This is a genomic window from Thermogemmatispora argillosa (assembly GCF_059696725.1).
The window spans coordinates 609,001-627,021 of the sequence record NZ_AP019377.1; the positions used below are offsets into that span (position 1 = coordinate 609,001).

Genomic DNA, 18,021 nt, shown 5'->3' on the forward strand with positions numbered 1-18,021 from the left:
GCGCAAACAAAGGCTGTCTCTGGGCTGGCAGCGCCATGACTGCCACAGCTCTCAGAGACAGCCCAGGAGAGCGATCCGGGTAGAGGCAGATAGGAAAACCAATTGGCGAAGCTGGACGCGAGCGTCTGGCTGTTAGACGACGCTGCAGGCCCGCCCGTTCAAGGTGAAGGCCGTTGGGCTGGCGTTACTGCCGTTCCAGGTTCCATTGAAGCCGGGCGAGGCCCCCAGCGTGGTCCCCGGCGGGATAGAAGCGTTATATGACAGATTCGTGATCGTCACAGTGCTGCCCGACTGCGTATAGGACCCATTCCAGATCTGCGTAATCGTCTGGCCGCTCGGGAAGGTGAACTGCAGTGTCCAGCCGTTGATCGCCGTCGTTCCCGTATTAGTAATTGTGAGGTTGGCGGTAAAGCCACCCGGCCACTGACTGGTGACCGCATAATGCACCGCGCAACTCAGGCCTGCCGCCGCTGTCGGGCTAGGCGTAGGCGACGGGGTCGGGGTAGCGGGCGCCGCCGTTGCTGTTGCCGTTGGAGTTGGGGGTACCGTTGGCGACACAGTCGGCCTCGGCGTTGGCGTGGCCGTCGCCCCGCTGCTCTGCGAGAAGACGACCGTTGTCAACGTATAGGGAGCGATCGATATAGTGGGTAGAGGCGAACCCGAGACGGTCGTCGAGCTAATAGAGCTACTGGTCGGGCCATAGGAGTAGACCCGCGCGCTGCTGGCGGCGCTATAGCCATTGAGCGCGAAGGTCACATTGTAGCTATTGCTCGGGTCCTTATTGATCAGCAGCACGGCCAGGCTGCCGTTGGCCTGGCGCACGGCGTGCACAGCCACCAGTGTCTGATTGGAAGACGAGGCAACCATTGTATCGCCGGCACTGCCCAGGTATGAGAGCATCTGCAGGCCATAGTACGTCGGGAAAGGCGTATCGGCAGCCGGCTCGCATGGTCCACCGCTGATACAGCCGCCGTTCGCCAGGACGCCATAGTCGCCGTACTGGGCCGAGCCGTAGAGCGAAGAGCTGGTATTGCCAGCGACCGGACCATTATGTAGCGTCCACCAGTCGACGCTGGTCACCCCGTTTTCCAGCCAGGTCATATAATCATCAGCCTCATAGAGGGCGTTGACAATGCTGACCGTCTGCTTACCGGGATTGGAAGAAACCGAATTGGTCTCGGTCAGCAAGATCTGGACAGCGCTGGCATGGGAACCGCAGTACTGCGACAGCTCCGAGCGCAGCGTTGAGACCATATTGGGGATCTGGCTGGTCGAGGCCAGCAGGCCCGAGTCGGACTCACTCCCCGGATTTTGCGGGTACCAGTGAATGATGACAAAGTCGATGGCCGAGCAGGCCGTTGAGAGCACGGTCTGATTCCAGGGCTGAGGTGAAGCGGAATTGGTGACGCCGTCGGGCCAGTTGCCGGGCGTTGTCAGCACGGCTCCGACCTTGATCGTCGGATCGACGGCCTTCATAGCCTGGCTGTAAGCAACGACGTTGCTCGCGTAGGCCGCTGAGGTATGGGGGTTATTGTTATACTCCCAGCTTGCCCCGTAGGTGCCATCGCCATAGACCTCGTTACCGATCTCCCAGTACTTGATGCCGTAGGTATGGCCTGTACTGCTGGCTCCCGGGTAGGTCGGAACGGGACCACTGTAGCCAGGTCCTCCTTTGTTGGCGTACTGGACCCAGCCAGCGGCCTCAGAGGGCGTGCCGGCCCCGTAATCGACGGTAATAATGGGCTGGGCCCCCACAGCCTGCACCAGGCCCATGAAGGCGTCAAAGGTATTGTTTGGATCAAGCCAACCTTGACCGGCGACTAGAGAATGCGTCTGCCAGTGGTAGACATCGGAGGTTGAGCCGCCCGGAAAGCGCAACATACCGATGCCGGCGTTCTTGATGGCGGAGCTGGCCGTGCTATCCAGCAGATTGCTATCCCAGACGGCTGTGTTTAGACCCCGACTTAGCGTGGTCAACGCGCCCAGCGATTGATTGGCATTGACCGTTACTTGAACGCTGCCGGCCGCAGAAACGCGATGGGCGCCCAGTGGATTAAGCAGCACCAGCGCCGAAATGAGCAGGCAGAGCAGCAGGATGCTGGCACAGGCCGCCTGCCACCAGTGAGGCCGAGGCACGCGCAAGCGCGCAAGCATCGCGGACATGACCCTGTTTGGTCCTCCCTTGGGAAAAGGTCTATCAGCGCCTTCCTGGCGCCGACAGCATAGCCGTGTGTTCGCGACCTCACCATAGTGCAGGCCCTCTGGGCAAATCAACGGCAGGTTGTGAGCATCTGGACGGCAGCCAGTCGGGCCCTCTCTCCCTGGGAGGCCCTTCCTCTTTTTTGTAAGGCCTGTTAGACGCTCAGAGTCAGGCGCTCCCCTCCTGTCTTGGGCACGAATCACCTCCTCTCTGCGTGCCGTCCTGGCCTTACCCCGCTCAGCTCGCATCTAGCGAGCGGCGTCCTGCTGCTGACGCGCCAGCTCCTGACCTTCTCCAGCGACGAAGAGCGTCAGCGCCTCATGCAGAGCCTCCTCCCCTGAGACCGAACTCACAAAGGACTCGCGATGAGTGCAGGAGGCTGTCAGGCAGTTAACCAGAATGTCGCCGACCAACCAGGGCTGAGCCAGGCCCAGATCAAGATTGGCGGCAGCCTGCAGCAGGAGGCCCGGCTGTGGCTTGCGGCAGTGGGAGCGGAACGCCAGAGCTGGTACAGTGCCCTCGGGATGATGGGGGCAAAAATAGATGGACTCCAGCAAGATCCCCGCGCGTGCGCAGCCCGCGGCACAGATAAGCATGCCTCTCCTCTCTAAGGCCGCCAGGCTGAAATAGCCGCGCTCCAGATTTTCCCCTCAGCCAGCGTGAAATTGGAGCCGGAAGAGCCAAGGTCACGAGCGCGCGCCCTGCATTTCTGCTATACTGGATGGTGGGCGTCACAGATCACGTGCTGCTGCCTGTCTGTCTGCCTGCCTGCCGGTCAGCAGAGCCACTGTGATCTTCTGATGACCAGCCAGGCAGCATCGGCAGCGGCGCAGCGGTCAGAAAAAACGGTTTACCTCGTCAGTAGCGAAACGTTCAAGCAGCAGGAGGAGAAAGAAAGACACAATGGAGATTCGGCGCAGCGGCAGCCAGCCCTCCCAACAAGGACCAGCAGAGCACTTCACTGGCAGAGTGCGCATTGATCCCCTGTTCGAAGCCCAGGCCCCCGGGCGAGTGCGCACCATCAGCGTGACCTTTGAGCCGGGAGCGCGCACCGCCTGGCACAGCCATCCTTTAGGGCAGATTCTCATTGTGACCGCCGGCTGCGGGCGCGCCCAGCGCTGGGGAGGCCCCATTGAAGAAATTCGCCCCGGAGACGTTGTCTGGTTTGCTCCTGGAGAGAAGCACTGGCACGGCGCGGCTCCCACCACTGCCATGACGCACATCGCCGTTCAGGAGCAGCTCGATGGGCGAACCGCCGATTGGATGGAGCCGGTCAGCGACGAGCAGTATCAGGGACAGGTATAAAGGCCTGGCCAGCTATCCCGACCCACTTCTCGGCTCATGCCGGGCTGTGGCCAGGTGCCGCCTTGCGTGCCCTTCTCTATCCATCTGCCTGGTCAGGCCCCGCCGGGGCTGACGCATGTGGTAGAATGGAGAGCATATACAGAGGCCAGGGAAACGCCTTGCGCCTGGCCGAGGAGATAGCTTCATAATCTCAACTCAAAGAGAGGAGGCAGGCACCCCCTGACTAACAACCCGAACGATCAGTGGCAGCTCATCCGCCGCTCGCCCGCCGAGCTAGCGGCCATCTGGAGCCTCGTGCGCACTCCCCGTCTTCTGCTGCGCCGGCTGCGGTCCGAAGATGGGCCGGCTATGTTTCGCGTCCACGGCGACCCAGCCACCTATCGCTACAGCCCGGAGAGCGTGCACCGCTCCCTGGCGGGAAGCGAGGCCATGCTCCAGCTCTGCCGGCTGCACTGGGCCGAGCACGGCTTCGGCTACTGGGCAATCGAGCTGGCCAGAGAGCAGACGGTCATCGGCTTCGGCGGTTTGGAGCAGCAGCGCTGGCGTGAACGCGAGGTACTCAATCTTTACTATCGCCTGACCCCCAGCGCCTGGGGCCAGGGCTATGCCACCGAGATGGCGCGCACCGCCCTCCAGCTCGCCAGGACCTATCTGTCCCCTCTGCCGGTTATCGCACGCATCAGAGCCGCCAACGTGCCATCCCAGCAGGTCGCGCTCAAGGTTGGCCTGCGGCGCTTGCCCGAGGAGTTGGAAGAGCCAGGTTACTATATTTTTGCTTCCGAGTCCTCGGGCTGGTAACGGCGCGGCGAGCGAGCCAGGCGAGAGCGGGGTGAAGGCAAGCGCGTCGAGAGACTGCGCGCTTGGGCAGGCCAGGGCGGGGCGCCCATCGACCAGCGAGCGAGGCAGCAGTAAGCCATAAGTGGTCAGCTTGCAGCAGAGCCGCGCGTCGGCAGCTTGCAGCCTGCCCGCATCTGGCACGTAGCAACGGCCATCAAACCAAGCAAGGGAGGGTACATAGACTACTTATGAAACAGATCGCAGGGACGCGTCCCTCTTCTGCCGCGCGGCGACGCTGGGCCCGGCTAGCTGTCGCTTTTTTATTCTTATTGAACGGCGTACTACTCGCGACCTGGGCGGCCCGTATTCCCGCCGTTCAGGCTCGTCTCGCGCTGGCGCCGGCGGCCCTTGGCAGCGTCCTCTTTGGCGGCGCCGCCGGAGCCCTGGCCGGCATGAGCGGCGGTGGCTACCTGGCAGCGCGCTACGGCAGTCGTCGCACCGTAATCCTTGCCACGCTCAGTCTCTGTCTGATGCTGACCCTGGTCGCGGTAGTGCCCAGCTTGCCCCTGCTCATCGCTGCGGCGGCTCTGTTCGGAGCCAGTGCTGGGGCAATGGATGTTTCCATGAACACACAAGGGGTAGCGGTTGAGCGCCTCTACGGGCGGCCCATTCTTAACTCCTTCCACGCCTGTTTCAGCCTCGGCAGCCTGGGCGGCTCCGTGCTTGGGGGCCTGATTGCCGGGTACGGCATTTCACTGCTGCCCCATTTCGGCGGCGTCGCGCTGGTGGGCGCTCTCCTGACGCTCTGCGCCATCCCGGCTCTCCTGCCCTCGTCCCATGACCAGCCCGCTAGCGAGAGCGCGGAAGGCCGCAGAGTGCTCTTTGCTCGCCCCTCGCGGGCCACCCTGGCACTGGGCCTGATCGCCTTCTGTTCCCTTTTCGGAGAGGGGGCAATGGCCGACTGGAGCGCCCTCTATCTGAACAGCAACCTGCACAGCGGGGCTGGCCTGGCCCCCATCGGCTACGCCGCCTTCTCTGTCACGATGATGGTCAGTCGCAGTGTTGGGGATACCCTGACGGCACGACTGGGCGCAGCCCTGATGGTACGCCTTGGAGGCTTGCTTGCAGCCAGCGGCCTGGCTTTAGTGCTTTTTTCTCCCTGGTTGCTGCTTGCCCTGGCAGGCTTCGCCCTGATTGGCTGCGGCCTGGGGGTCGTCTTTCCTCTGACGCTGAGCGCCGCCGGGCACCTTGCTGGGCAGGGTCAGGCCACCAGCACCGCCCTGGCAGCCGTGGCCACTTGCGGCTATACCGGTCTTATGGCTGGCCCGCCAACTATTGGCTTCCTGGCCAGCCTTATGGGTCTGCGCCTCGCTCTGGGGATCATCATCCTGCTGAGTCTGGGCATCAGCCTCCTGGCCGGCGCTACCGGTGGACAGCAAGCGCCTCCTACGCCAGGGTCACGTTCCCCGCAGACGGGACAGAAAGGCCACAGCCCGTCTTCTTCTACCTCGTCTTCAGGGAGCCTGACCACAGGCGACTAGACAGACGCATCTGGAGAATTTGCTGCACGACCCAGGTAGCGGAGAGCAAGCGCGATAAGCCTAGTGGCCCGGGTCCGGTCTCTCCCTTGCTTCGTGCCCGGCCTCCGGCTCCAGAAGCAAGGTTAGAAAGGCCTGAGCAGCGGGCGAGAGATGTCCTGTGCGACGCTGAACCAGATGCAGGGTCCGTCGCAGAGCAGCATCGCCAATCCGCACGGTGCTCAGCCAGCCGGCAGTGACCTCAGCAGCCACTGCAGCCTGTGAAACAATAGCCACTCCCATATTGGCCGCTACTGCGCGCTTGATTGCCTCATTGCTGCCCAGCTCCAGCGTGATGGCTGGCCGAATCCCAGCCTGTTCAAAAGCGGCCTCTATGACGCTGCGCGTTCCCGAGCCTGGCTCACGCCAAAGCAAGGTTACGTCGCGCAGGGCCGCTAAGGGAAGACTTTCGAGATGGGCCCAGGGATGCCACGGCGGCACAATCAATACTAGCTCATCCTGGCGATAGGGAGTTAGCAGCAGGCCGTCGTCTACGCTTTCCACATGGCTCTCTATTAGCCCTAATTCGCGACGGCCAGCGCGCACCTCCTCATAGACGACCTGAGAGTTAGCAATCAGCAGCTCGATTTCGACGCGTGGGTAGCGACGATGAAAAAGAGCTAGCGCGACGGGGAGAAAATAGTTGCCGATGGTTGTACTGGCCACAAGAGCCAGGCGCCCCGCCTCGATACGATGCAGGCTCTCCAGAGCATCAGCCGCCGCCTCGATCTCCGCCATCACCTTGCGGGCGTGCTCCTCAAGCATAAGCGCCGCTTGCGTGGGGACCAGACGCTTGCCGACCTGCTCAAAGAGAGGTAAGCCTAGCAAGCGCTCCAATTCATGGACCTGCGCCGAGACCGCCGGTTGACTCAGATGCAGCTCCTCAGCGGCATGGGTATAGTTGCGATGGCGCAGAACTGCCAGGAAGACGCGCAATTGATAGAGAGTGACATTGTGCTGCCAGTGCTTGACCATAGAAGCCTACATTCACTAAGCGATATCTGTTCAGGCAAGCAATGCGTGGTCCGCGGCAGAGGAGAGGCGCCCCTCGCCCTCCCGACCCGACTCTTGAGAGTCAACGGGTAGGTAGCCTGGCCTGCTAACCAGTCCAGTCCAGTCCAACCCAGGCTTTTCCCAAGGGTTACTCTTAGTTCTGCTTAGAGTATAGCATCTTTCTTCCGGCAGCTGGAGATCGCCACAGCCGTCGTCAAGCCAATTATAATTTGCCTGACCGAGCAGCCTCCCTTTAAGGAGCCACGCTTTCCCCTGGCTCAATCAAGAGTAACCCTTAATGACTGGCTCTGGTGCCTGACTTTGACCTCTTCTAGACTATAGGAGAAACAAGGCGAGCAGAATGCTCTCCTCTCTGCTGGCAGGTAGCTATCTATCTACCATCTTCTTTCTTAGCCGTCTGTCTGCTTGCGCTGACGAGAGAGTAAGCAAACTAAGAGAAGCTGTTACATACCAGCAAGCAACGTTAAAGGAGCTGATCCCATATGATCGATCTTGCAAGAAGACCACAACGCTCTTTTTCAAGAGCCACGCCTGTGTGCCCGATCTGCCACCAAAGCAAGAATGTGACATCTGTGCCTGCGCTTTACAAGCAGAACCGGCAGCATGGAGATGCGCGCCTGGCCCCCCCACCTCCACCACGGGAGCGGAGCTTTCTTCTCTGGCCCATTACAGTAGGTGGGATCACGGAGACCGTGACCTTGATTGCTGTGATGCTGCTCTGCGCGAGTGGCCAATTCACCTTTCTGGAATATGCCCTGGCGGTCATCGGCATCTGCATCCCGCTGGTGCTCTCAATCTATGGCTTTGCACGTCTACTGAGGTCCGAGCAACAGAAAGCGGATCTTCGCGAGTGGGAACAGGCGCTTGACACCTGGAGCCACTCTTTCATCTGCACCGCTGATCAGGTCATCTTCACACCTGCAGAGCAGCCCTGCAGCGCAGATGAGAAAGCAGCGACTGGCGAGCAGAGCAGACAATTGGCCGCCGCCGCGCTCTAGAGAAGAGACGAGCAAAGATGCATCGACCTGCTTTCCAGCGAGAAGACAGACAGCGATCAGCAACGAACAGAGGCCCGGGGGCCAACCGTGCAGAGCAACCGACTGTCGGTCAGAACTGGTCGTCAAACCACCAGGTGCACGGATCTGCCGGGCCTCTGCCGTCTGGTTCCTCGCCTTCTCCCACCATCCTCTCGACCTAAGCTGGGCTGGGTTGGTTTACCCCATCACGCTGCCGCCTCGTAGGCCGCTGTCAGTGTCAAGGGTAACTCACCAGGTAGGCTGTGGTGTTGCTTGAATTCGAAGGGCCGCCGGTGTTATTGATAATGTGCTGGATGGTTCCCACACCGCCGAGCGAGACCGTCACCAGGTCGTGGAAGGTCACTCCCGCCGTATCGGGCACCTCAAAGGCCCGATCCGCCACGATTGAAGGGTCAACATTGAAGTAGCAGTAGCTCCCGACCCCCCAGGCTTCATGACTGGTGACCGAGTTCGCCACTTTGTAGGCGGCATAGCCGCGCGTGCTGCCATTCATCCAGGCCGCCTGGTTGGGCGGGTCATAGGGCATCTCGTTTTGGAAGAAGTAGGTACGACCACCGTTGCCGTTCCAGATGACCTCGTACTGCTGATAGTGTTCGACAAAGAGGCCATACATGGTCACGTTGTTCCCATTGACAACCAGGCCGTTGGCCGCAGGATTGACGGTCCAGCCAACGCCGCTGCCGTGGTCGGCGCGCCAGAGCCAGAGGTCATCACCAATCACGTTGTTGCTATTGATCACCAGGCTCTGAGTAGCCTGACCAGGCCCAGCCCCGCCGATGCGGAAGAAAACATCGCTGAGGACCGTCGGATTCGCGGCATGGTTCTGCGTTGAGCCGCTGGGGCCAACCTGCAGCAGCACCGGCGAATTGACCGGGCCAGCGTCAAAGAGCAGACCCGCGATCGAAACCCCATCGACATCGGCTACTGTCATGGGAATGACCCCATTTTGCGGCACCAGTGTTGGTAGTCCCAGCCCCAGCACGACCGTATTCGGACGCGTGATGTTGATGGTGCCATTGAGCTGGTAGACGCCGGGGGTGAAGAGCAGATTCAGGCCCTGAGCCAGAGCGTTGTTGATGGTGGCTACCGAGTCGCCAGGATGAGCGATGTAGAACTGGCTAATGGGGATCGAGGTGCCCGCCGCCGCTCCGTTGGCCCAGGTCGTGCCCTGGCTATTGCTGCGCAGCGCCGGCACGAAAACATAGTAGTTGCCAGTCTGGTCAATGTACAGGAAAGGCTTCTCGCGAATGACCGGCGTCTGATTGATGACTGTCTCCGGTGGGTTGGGGAAGCTCTGCGGCGGCGCGCCATTGACGCCGACAAAGACCATGTTCCAGACGCCACCATTCCAGCTTCCAAGCTGGTCGTTGCGCGAGAGCCACTGCTGCTGCGAGCCAGACTGCGTTTGGCCAGTGACCACGCTGTCGGCCAGGAAACCGCCACTGGCCCAGCCACCATCCCAAAGCAGTAGATTCCCCTGGATGTCGACGCGCCGCAGCGGCGAGGCTTGAGCCGCGGCCCATTTGTTCCAGCCGCCGGAAGGGATGATCTTGAGGTTTTCGGCGCCACGCCAGAAGTTCTGCGTAGCGTTGCCATTCATCCAGGCTGCGTCGAGGTTGACCGCCCCATTGATCACTACGTCGTCAGGCGAGCGCCCCAGACCAAGTACCTGCGTGTAGAAGCCAACGTTGACCGTGACATTGTAGGTGCCTGGCTTGAACAGCAGGGCGTAGCGATTGGTGCCAAACTGGTTAGTTTGCTGCTGGCTGTAGATGGCGTCTAGAGTACTTTGAATGGTCGAGCTGGGCATCGAGGGATCGAAAATGTAGACATTCGGCCCAAAATTGGGCGTGCCCGCTGGCGGCGTTGGGGTTGGTGTTGGGGTTGGCGTGCTCGCCGTCGCGGGCAGGATCTCCAACCCATTGACCTGCGCATTGTCTACCACCGTGCTAAACTGGATCGTCAGGGTCCCGTTCGCCGCCGCCGTCGCATTCACCTCCCTCACTACCGCTTTGTTCGCCCCGCCCGCCGCCGCATAAATGTCAAAGTTCGTCAGCACCTGCTGCCCATTGATGCTCACATTAAAGACCCGCTTGCCCGCCGCACTCCAGTACGTCTCCGCAAAGTGCAGCCTCACCGTATAGGCCGCCCCCGCCGTCAGGTTCGGGATCGTATAGCTGAAGTTCCCATACCGATTGCTCTGATAGACCGCCTGCGGCGCCGGGTTCGTCACCCCCGACGTGTCAATCGCCGCACTCGTGCTGGCCGTACTCCCCCCACTGTAGTCCGTGTCCGCCACAAAAGGCGCCACCGCCGGTCCTCCCGCATTGATCCGTACAGCACTGGCCGCGGGCAGGATCTCCAACCCATTGACCTGCGCATTGTCCACCACCGTGCTAAACTGGATCGTCAGGGTCCCGTTCGCCGCTGCCGTCGCATTCACCTCCCTCACTACCGCTTTGTTCGCCCCGCCCGCCGCCGCATAAATGTCAAAGTTCGTCAGCACCTGCTGCCCATTGATGCTCACATTAAAGACCCGCTTGCCCGCCGCACTCCAGTACGTCTCCGCAAAGTGCAGCCTCACTGTATAGGCCGCCCCCGCTGTCAGGTTCGGGATCGTATAGCTGAAGTTCCCATACCGATTGCTCTGATAGACCGCCTGCGGCGCCGGGTTCGTCACCCCCGACGTGTCAATCGCCGCACTCGTGCTGGCTGTACTCCCCCCACTGTAGTCCGTGTCCGCCACAAAAGGCGCCACCGCCGGCCCTCCCGCATTAATCTGCACGGGAGCCGCCGCATGGGCCCGCGGCGTCAATCTGAGAACAGGGAAAACGAGAACAAGAGAGCAAATAAAGAGCAAGATCAGCCCACAGACAAGACCCTGTCGCGCAATCCTGCGCCAGCGTGTTATCTTTGGAGCATACGCGTCCATGACATCTCCTTTCAATAGGGTAGCTACAAGCTTAGAAGAGGAAAACCCCCCACGAGCAAGCCACAGCGACCGCCCTCAGCACAAAGCCGGCTGACAGACGGCAATGGGGTCCCAGCGACGAAGGCAGGCCGAGAGGTGCCAAGGCCCCCAGCCAGAAGCGATCTCGCCTCCTTTCGATCGATTGTCATGGCCATCAGGAGCGGCGGACTGGCGAATGAGCAAGCGGCGAAGCCAGGGTCGCCGTCCTATTTTCGAAATAAATCGAAATCGTTTTCTAAGAGAAACTATACGGATTGGGCCCCGGCTTGTCAAGGGAGCCTTCTTGCAGGATGACAGCACCAGCAGTAACAGGGAGCAAAGAGCAAAGGAGAAGGCAGATGATTCCAGATTGGCTGTGCTATAATAGGTCGGAAACTTTCAGAGGGGAGCAAGCACAGCACAAGTCAATGGCAAGACGACACAACACCGACGGGCGTCCCACCATCGCCCAAATCGCCAGAATAGCGGGGGTTTCAGTTCCAACGGTCTCCAAAGTACTCAATGGGAGAGCAGACGTCTCGCTGCCGACGCGCGAGAAAGTCGAGCGGATCATTCAAGAGTACGGCTTTGTACGCAACCGGGCAGCCCGAGCGCTGCGTAAAGGCAAGACCGGCCTGATCGATCTACTGCTGCCACGGCTTGACGACGAATACTATCTGCCGATCCTGGAGGGCGTCGCCCAGGTTCTGCGCGAGGCCGGCCTACGGCTCGTTCTGACAGCCACCGACTACAAACCAGAGGAGGAAGTACGCTGGATCAACACGGTCACAGATCATTCGACCGATGGCATCCTGGTAGTCCTGCCCTCTGAGCGAGCCATTGAGCAGCTTGAGCGCTCAGGCCTGCCCTTTGTCCTGATTCACAATCAGGGCGGCCTCCAGGCGATGGCGCCCTCAGTGCGCATCACAAGCTGGGAAGGAGGCTTTGTAGCCACGACCTACCTGATCCGCCTGGGACACCGACGCATTGCCTACATCGGCAAGACAGCCCCAGCCAGGGATGCCATCGAGCGCATTGCCGGCTACCGCGCCGCGCTTGATGCCGCCGGGCTGCCACTGCTACCAGAGCTGGAGTGCGACGGCGACTTCACCGAGACCAGTGGTTATCAGGCAACCCTGCGCTTACTGGAGCAGGAGGAGCCCCCGACAGCCATTTTTGCCGGCAACGACCGTCAGGCGGCGGGCGTCTACCGGGCCTTGCATGAGCGCGGCCTGGCCATTCCCGAGCAGATGAGCGTAGTAGGCTTTGATAATCTGCCGTATACCGAGATCATGAATCCGCCGCTGACGACCATTCATGCTCCACGCCTGGAGCTGGGGCGAACGGCGGCTTCGATGCTGCTCCGCCTTATCAATGGCGAACAGTTGGAGATGCCGCGTGTGGTGTTGCCAACTCATTTGGTCGAGCGCCAGTCATGCTGCCCGCCACGCGCAGGCTGAATCGAGACGGCAGGGGCGGGCAATGAGGCCCGCCTTCTTGCTCTACCTGCCAGCGCCTGGCCCAGCCGGTTCGGGCTGGCAAGGGGTCGGCCGGTCGCGTCTTTTTTTGTTTTGGGAGGCAGGCCCTGCGCTTTCGCGAACTAGCTCAGTGACTTCTCGTAGAGGATCATTTCTAGCGGGCGGTCCTCCTCTGAAGTCGGGGACTGTGGATAGAAGGCGCGACCTACTTCGCGAAAGCCATTTTTGGTGTAGAGGCGCTGGGCCGCTGTCTGGAGAACCGACGTGTCGAGATGCAGCAGGCGGTAACCAAGGGCGCGCGCTCGCGCTTCAAGGGCTTCGAGGAGACGCTGACCGTAGCCGCGGCCCTGATATTCGGGCAACACACGCATGCGTTTGATTTCGGCACGCTCAGCATCCGTGCGCTTCAATGCCCCCATCGCGATGATCTTCCCGTCGCATTCGCCTACGAGAAATTCCCCTCCGTTGTTGAGATAGTGCTCTTCGATGGCATATACGTCGTCATCCCAGGGGCCTCGTCCAAGATAGGCTCCCGTTTCTTTGAGGACGGTTACGTGTAATTGTTCGACGGCTACCTGATCAGCTGGTGTATAGCGACGCAGGGTGAACATTGTTGGCTTCGCCCTCCCGATCAGGGTTCCTCTTCTGCTCCGACGGTGCGTGTTCGCTTCGGGACAAGGACTATGGCTTGCTTCTTCTCTTTCAGTTTATCAGAGCCGATATGAAATAGCTGCCTCTTCCGCCGGGCCGCCTTTGGCGCGGAGAGGATGGCTTTGTCGGCGGAGCATATGATAGCATCTTGTCCGCCGCCAGGACAAGCCCGCGGTTCCCTTGTCTGTCATTCACTCTTTTCGAAAAAAGAGCAGGCAATCTTTCATGCCCCTTGACATCACCCCCCAAATTCTCTATATTCAAAGCGAAGATATCGATATTGATTTCGTAAAATTTCGAAAAGAAAGGAGGAGAAAGCGTCAGCCAGCGTGGCGCTCACCCTCCCTCGGACAAGGCTCTACCCTGCACTTCGGCAGGCAGGCGGGCAGACAGACAGGTCAGGAAATCGCCAGGGAGGTCAGGGCCGCCTCCTGGGAGCCTGTGAGTTCTCAGCTTGATCTTCTCCCTGAAAGACAGGACTCTACGATCGGCTTTAGCTGCCAGGCAGCAAGCACCAGCAAAGGAGTTTGTCATGGACGCACCTACTCCCAATGTAGCAAGGCCGCCTACGTCATCATTCGCACCAGCGCTGTTGCCTATGCTTCGCTGGTTGCTCGTCTTCATGTTAGTGTGCTCCTGGAGTGTCATGGCATCGCTGATGAGCCGGGCCCCTCTGGCGAGAGCTGCCACCGCCATCCAGATCAACGCGGGCGGCCCCGCCGTCTCCCCCTTTGTGGCCGATACCGACTTCTCTGGGGGCGGCACCTCCTCCACCTCTCACACCGTCGACACCTCCGGCCTCTCCAATCCCGCCCCCCAGGCCGTCTACCAGACCGCCCGCCTCGGCAACTTCTCCTATACCATCCCCAACCTGACCCCCGGCGCCAGCTACACCGTTCGTCTCCACTTCGCCGAAACCTACTGGACCTCCCCCGGCAAGCGTCTGTTCAACGTTAGCCTCAACGGGCAAACGGTCCTCTCCAACTTCGATATCTTCGCCGCTGCTGGTGGCCCCGACAAGGCTATCATCAAAGAGTTCAGCGCCACCGCCTCCCCCAGCGGCACCATCTCCCTCCAGTTCAGCTCCCTCGTTGATCAGGCCCAACTCAATGGCCTGGAGATCTTACCTCTCGCTAGCAGCGGCTGGACACTTGTTTGGAGCGACAATTTCAGCGGTCCGGCTGGTAGCTTGCCCTCGGCAGACAACTGGATCATCGACACAGGCACAGGCTACCCTGGCGGAGCAGCTAACTGGGGCACCGGTGAGGTCGAGACCATGAGTAACTCGACCAGCAATGTCTACCTCGACGGCAACAACCATCTTAATATTACCGCTATCAACAATAACGGGAGCTGGACCTCTGGGCGCATCGAGACGCGACGCAGCGACTTCGCCGCTCCGCCGGGCGGCATGCTGCAAATCAGCGCTTCCATCAAGCAACCCAACCCGGCCAACGGTCTCGGCTACTGGCCAGCCTTTAGCGCGATGGGGTCCCAATATCGCGGCAACTACCAAAACTGGCCTGCCGTTGGACAGATCGACATTCTGGAAGACGTCAACGGGCGCAATGCCGAAATCGCTACGCTGCATTGTGGCAGCGCCCCGGGCGGCCCCTGCAACGAGTACAATGGCCTCACCAGTGGCCTGGCCACCTGTCCAGGATGCCAGAGCGGCTATCACACATACTCAGTGGTCATCGACCGCAGCCTCTCAGACGAACAGATCCGCTGGTATTTGGACAATCAGCAGATCTGGATTGTGCGCGAGAGCCAGGTGGGCGTGAGCGCCTGGCAGGCCGCCGTCGACCACAGCTTTTTCCTGATCTTTGACCTGGCCATCGGCGGCTCCTTCCCCAATACGGTCTGTAGCTGCACCACACCGACAAGCGCAACCTCTTCGGGCGGCACACTGAGCATCGCCTCAGTCGCCGTCTATCAGAAGACAGGCACGCCCCCCCCAGCGCTGACAACACCGTCGACTCCAAGCGGGGCCAGCGTCGTCAAAGTCACAGGCACTCAGGGAAACTGGCAGTTGCTGGTTAACGGCTCTCCCTACCTGATCAAGGGCGTAACCTTTGGTCCCCCGAACGCCGCCGCGCTGGCCTACATGCCCGATTTGCAGGCCCTGGGCGTTAACACGATCCGCACCTGGGGCACCGATAGCAGTACGCAGTCGCTGCTTAACGCCGCCGCTGCCTACGGCATCAAGGTCATCAATGGCTTCTGGCTTTCCCAGAGCGCTGACTACCTCAACGATAGCGCCTATAAGGCGAGCCAGCTCAGCGCTATTCAGAACCTGGTCAACACCTACAAGAACAGTCCAGCAGTGCTGATGTGGGATGTCGGCAATGAAGTCCTGCTCAATCTACAAAATACCTTTTCGGGGACGCAGCTAGAGCAGGAGCGCAACGCCTATGCCCAGTTCGTCGATCAGGTGGCCCAGGCCATTCACGCCATCGATCCCAATCATCCGGTGACCTCAACCGATGCCTGGGCCGGCGCCTGGCAGTACTACAAGGCCAACGCGCCGCACCTGGATCTGTACGCCGTTAACTCCTACGGAGCGGTCTGCAACCTCAAGCAGGACTGGCTCAATGGCGGCTATACCGTCCCTTACATCGTGACCGAGTCGGGACCGCCAGGCGAGTGGGAGGTACCCAACGATGCCAATGGCGTGCCCCAGGAAAGCACGGATGTGCAGTCAGCTCAGGGCTACGCTACCGCCTGGAACTGCATCACCAGCCACAGCGGCGTAGCGCTCGGGGCCACGCTCTTCAACTATGGCATCGAGAACGATTTCGGCGGCGTCTGGTTTAACCTGAAAACTGGCGGATGGAAACGCCTGGCTTACTACACCGTCCAACAGCTCTATACAGGGCAGACCCCGCCGCCGAGTAGCACCCCGCCGGTGATCTCGAATCTCACGCTGAGCACGAACACGGTGCCCGCCGGCGGCCAGTTTACCTTGAGCGCGAGCGTCAGCAACCCTAGCGGCAACCTGCTGCGCTACAATGTGCTGTTCAGCAGCAAATACGTTGATGGCAGCACTGGCCTGCGTTACGCCACCTTCAGCCAGACGGGGAACAGTACTTTCACGGTGACGGCTCCCAAGGTGCTGGGCACCTGGAAGGTCTATCTGTACGCCTACGATGGCCTGGGGAACGTTGGTATCGAGACGCGCTCATTCAAGGTGGTGCCACCGCCCGTCAATGGAACCAACGTAGCGATTGGTAAACCCACGACGGCCTCGTCTTATCAGACCACCGGCAACGGCGCACCCTATCCGCCTGCTAATGCTACCGACGGCAACCTGTCAACGCGCTGGGCCAGCGACTGGAGTGATCCGCAGTGGATTATGGTCGATCTGGGCCAGGTGAGGCAGATCAGCCATATTCAGCTCATCTGGGAGACAGCCTACGGCTCGGCCTACCAGATCCAGGTGTCGAACGACGGCGCGACCTGGACGACAATCTATGCGACGACGAACGGGACCGGCGGCGTCGACGACTTTGATGTGAGCGGCTCGGGACGCTACGTGCGTCTCTATGGGACGGTGCGCGGCACCCCTTACGGCTACTCGCTCTGGGAATTCGGCATCTATACCCCCGCTTGATTGCGCTTGCGGCACGCCTAAGCCGCGCTGACCGCGAGCGCCCGCGGGCCAGGGTCACTGTCGCTCGCTTGTCTGCTCGCTCCTCCTGGCCCGCCGCAATCGTGGAGGGAGGCCGCCTCTTCAGGCGCGTACCTCTCTCCACGGTTCTCCCTGTGCTGGCGCTGTTCTCCCCAGTGGCTCACTGGCCTGGTGGCCCGCGAAATTTAGCCCCGCTCACCAGCAGGCTCCGGCTGGCGTACGCCGTGCTGACCCGCTCTCTCAGTCAGTGACTCCGCCGGGCGCGACTCGCTCCCAGAGAAAGGCTCCGCTTCGCTTTCGCTGAGCGGCAGCACCAGGCAAGCATCGGGCGGGAAAGAAAGGGCCACCCGCTGCCCAGGCAGCAGGGGACCGGCCTCGACTGCAGGCCGGTCGACAGTGAAGAGCTGTCCCCCGTCAGTGCGCACCCGAAAGCGCGTGATGGCCCCCAGAAAGGTGCGCAGCTCGACGCAGCCCAAGAGCGTATTCTCCTCTTCTCCCTGAGCTGCCGCGCTGGCAGCCTGCCCATCATCAGCCGGACGCAGGGTCACCTGTTCTGGACGCACCACCAGCAAAACAGAGGTGCCATCGGCTAGCTCGGGCTGCGGCGTCACCCGCAGGCGCAGGCCATGAGCCAGGCAGCTTCCTTCTGCAGCACGCTCGAGGCGGGCCCTTAGCCGGTTGCTGGTCCCCACAAAGCCAGCCACAAAGGCCGTGCGCGGTCGGCGATAGATCTCCTCGGGCGTGCCAAGCTGCTCCAGGCGTCCACGGACCATAACGGCGATGCGGTCGGAGATGGCCAAGGCCTCTTCTTGATCGTGGGTCACGTAGATAACGGTCATCGTAAGCTGCTGCTGAATGCGCCGGATCTCTTCGCGCAAGGTCACGCGCACCGCCGCATCTAGGGCCGACAGTGGCTCGTCGAGCAGCAGGACTTTGGGTTCGATGGCCAGCGCCCGCGCCAGAGCCACGCGCTGCTGTTGACCACCTGAGAGCTGATGCGGATAGTGGCGCGCCCGCTCAGCCAGTCCTACAAGAGCGAGCAGCTCCCGGCTGCGCCGGCGCACCTCGGCAGACGGCAAGCGTTTGAGGCGCAGGCCAAAGGCCACGTTCTGCTCCGCGGTCAGATGTGGAAAGAGGGCGTACGACTGAAAGACCATGCCCATCGGGCGCCGGTTGGCCGGGCGCGCTGTGATCTCATCGCCATCGAGCAGGATGCGCCCGGCATCGGGCTGCTCAAAACCGGCGATCAGGCGCAAGATAGTGGTTTTGCCACAGCCGCTTGGTCCCAGCAGCGTCACGAACTCGCCCTGTTCCACCGCCAACGAAACGCCATCGACGGCCCGCGTTCTCCCAAAGGATTTTGTCAGCTCCTGCAGTTCTAGAAAAGCCATGCGCTTCATC

The 18,021-nt window shown here is 61.1% G+C and carries 12 protein-coding genes; 6 read left to right on the top strand and 6 right to left on the bottom strand.

Features of this window, described 5'->3' with window-relative positions:
• Positions 1 to 132 precede the first annotated feature (132 nt).
• Together AC6H1L_RS02535 and AC6H1L_RS02540 are read right to left on the bottom strand one after the other, a co-directional pair.
• The gene (locus tag AC6H1L_RS02535) at positions 133 to 2,163 is read right to left on the bottom strand and encodes a cellulose binding domain-containing protein (protein WP_497599981.1); all 2,031 of its coding nucleotides are present in this window, start codon (positions 2,161 to 2,163) and stop codon (positions 133 to 135) included.
• A gap of 285 nt (positions 2,164 to 2,448) precedes the next feature.
• Positions 2,449 to 2,796 (bottom strand): hypothetical protein, encoded by a 348-nt coding sequence (locus AC6H1L_RS02540; RefSeq protein WP_497599982.1) that lies wholly within the window; start codon positions 2,794 to 2,796, stop codon positions 2,449 to 2,451.
• A 307-nt stretch (positions 2,797 to 3,103) separates the two neighbouring features.
• Here AC6H1L_RS02540 and AC6H1L_RS02545 point away from each other — a divergent pair, with 307 nt between their 5' ends.
• From AC6H1L_RS02545 to AC6H1L_RS02555, 3 genes are all read left to right on the top strand, one after another.
• On the top strand, positions 3,104 to 3,505 hold the full coding sequence (locus tag AC6H1L_RS02545) for a (R)-mandelonitrile lyase (RefSeq protein ID WP_497599983.1): 402 nt from the start codon (positions 3,104 to 3,106) through the stop codon (positions 3,503 to 3,505).
• A 348-nt stretch (positions 3,506 to 3,853) separates the two neighbouring features.
• Positions 3,854 to 4,303 (top strand): GNAT family N-acetyltransferase, encoded by a 450-nt coding sequence (locus AC6H1L_RS02550; RefSeq protein WP_497599984.1) that lies wholly within the window; start codon positions 3,854 to 3,856, stop codon positions 4,301 to 4,303.
• A 227-nt stretch (positions 4,304 to 4,530) separates the two neighbouring features.
• On the top strand, positions 4,531 to 5,823 hold the full coding sequence (locus tag AC6H1L_RS02555; protein WP_497599985.1) for an MFS transporter: 1,293 nt from the start codon (positions 4,531 to 4,533) through the stop codon (positions 5,821 to 5,823).
• A 60-nt stretch (positions 5,824 to 5,883) separates the two neighbouring features.
• Here AC6H1L_RS02555 and AC6H1L_RS02560 read toward each other — a convergent pair whose 3' ends face one another.
• Positions 5,884 to 6,834: a LysR family transcriptional regulator gene (locus tag AC6H1L_RS02560; protein ID WP_497599986.1), complete on the bottom strand. Its 951-nt coding sequence runs from the start codon at positions 6,832 to 6,834 to the stop codon at positions 5,884 to 5,886.
• 602 nt (positions 6,835 to 7,436) lie between these two features.
• Between AC6H1L_RS02560 and AC6H1L_RS02565 the strand changes: the two genes are divergently transcribed.
• Positions 7,437 to 7,871, top strand: coding sequence for a hypothetical protein (locus AC6H1L_RS02565; protein WP_497599987.1), 435 nt, complete (start codon positions 7,437 to 7,439; stop codon positions 7,869 to 7,871).
• A gap of 256 nt (positions 7,872 to 8,127) precedes the next feature.
• On the opposite strand, the gene AC6H1L_RS02570 is transcribed toward AC6H1L_RS02565, so the two are convergent.
• Positions 8,128 to 10,842 carry a pectate lyase-like domain-containing protein gene (locus AC6H1L_RS02570; protein ID WP_497599988.1) on the bottom strand — a complete coding sequence of 905 codons (2,715 nt, stop codon included), beginning with the start codon at positions 10,840 to 10,842 and terminating at the stop codon, positions 8,128 to 8,130.
• Between the two features lie 446 nt (positions 10,843 to 11,288).
• Here AC6H1L_RS02570 and AC6H1L_RS02575 point away from each other — a divergent pair, with 446 nt between their 5' ends.
• Positions 11,289 to 12,320, top strand: a complete 1,032-nt coding sequence (locus AC6H1L_RS02575) for a LacI family DNA-binding transcriptional regulator (RefSeq protein WP_497599989.1) — start codon at positions 11,289 to 11,291, stop codon at positions 12,318 to 12,320.
• A 140-nt stretch (positions 12,321 to 12,460) separates the two neighbouring features.
• On the opposite strand, the gene AC6H1L_RS02580 is transcribed toward AC6H1L_RS02575, so the two are convergent.
• On the bottom strand, positions 12,461 to 12,949 hold the full coding sequence (locus tag AC6H1L_RS02580) for a GNAT family N-acetyltransferase (RefSeq protein WP_497599990.1): 489 nt from the start codon (positions 12,947 to 12,949) through the stop codon (positions 12,461 to 12,463).
• A 686-nt stretch (positions 12,950 to 13,635) separates the two neighbouring features.
• Here AC6H1L_RS02580 and AC6H1L_RS02585 point away from each other — a divergent pair.
• On the top strand, positions 13,636 to 16,602 hold the full coding sequence (locus AC6H1L_RS02585) for a discoidin domain-containing protein (protein ID WP_497599991.1): 2,967 nt from the start codon (positions 13,636 to 13,638) through the stop codon (positions 16,600 to 16,602).
• A 203-nt stretch (positions 16,603 to 16,805) separates the two neighbouring features.
• On the opposite strand, the gene AC6H1L_RS02590 is transcribed toward AC6H1L_RS02585, so the two are convergent.
• The gene (locus tag AC6H1L_RS02590; protein ID WP_497599992.1) at positions 16,806 to 18,011 is read right to left on the bottom strand and encodes an ABC transporter ATP-binding protein; all 1,206 of its coding nucleotides are present in this window, start codon (positions 18,009 to 18,011) and stop codon (positions 16,806 to 16,808) included.
• Positions 18,012 to 18,021 lie beyond the last annotated feature (10 nt).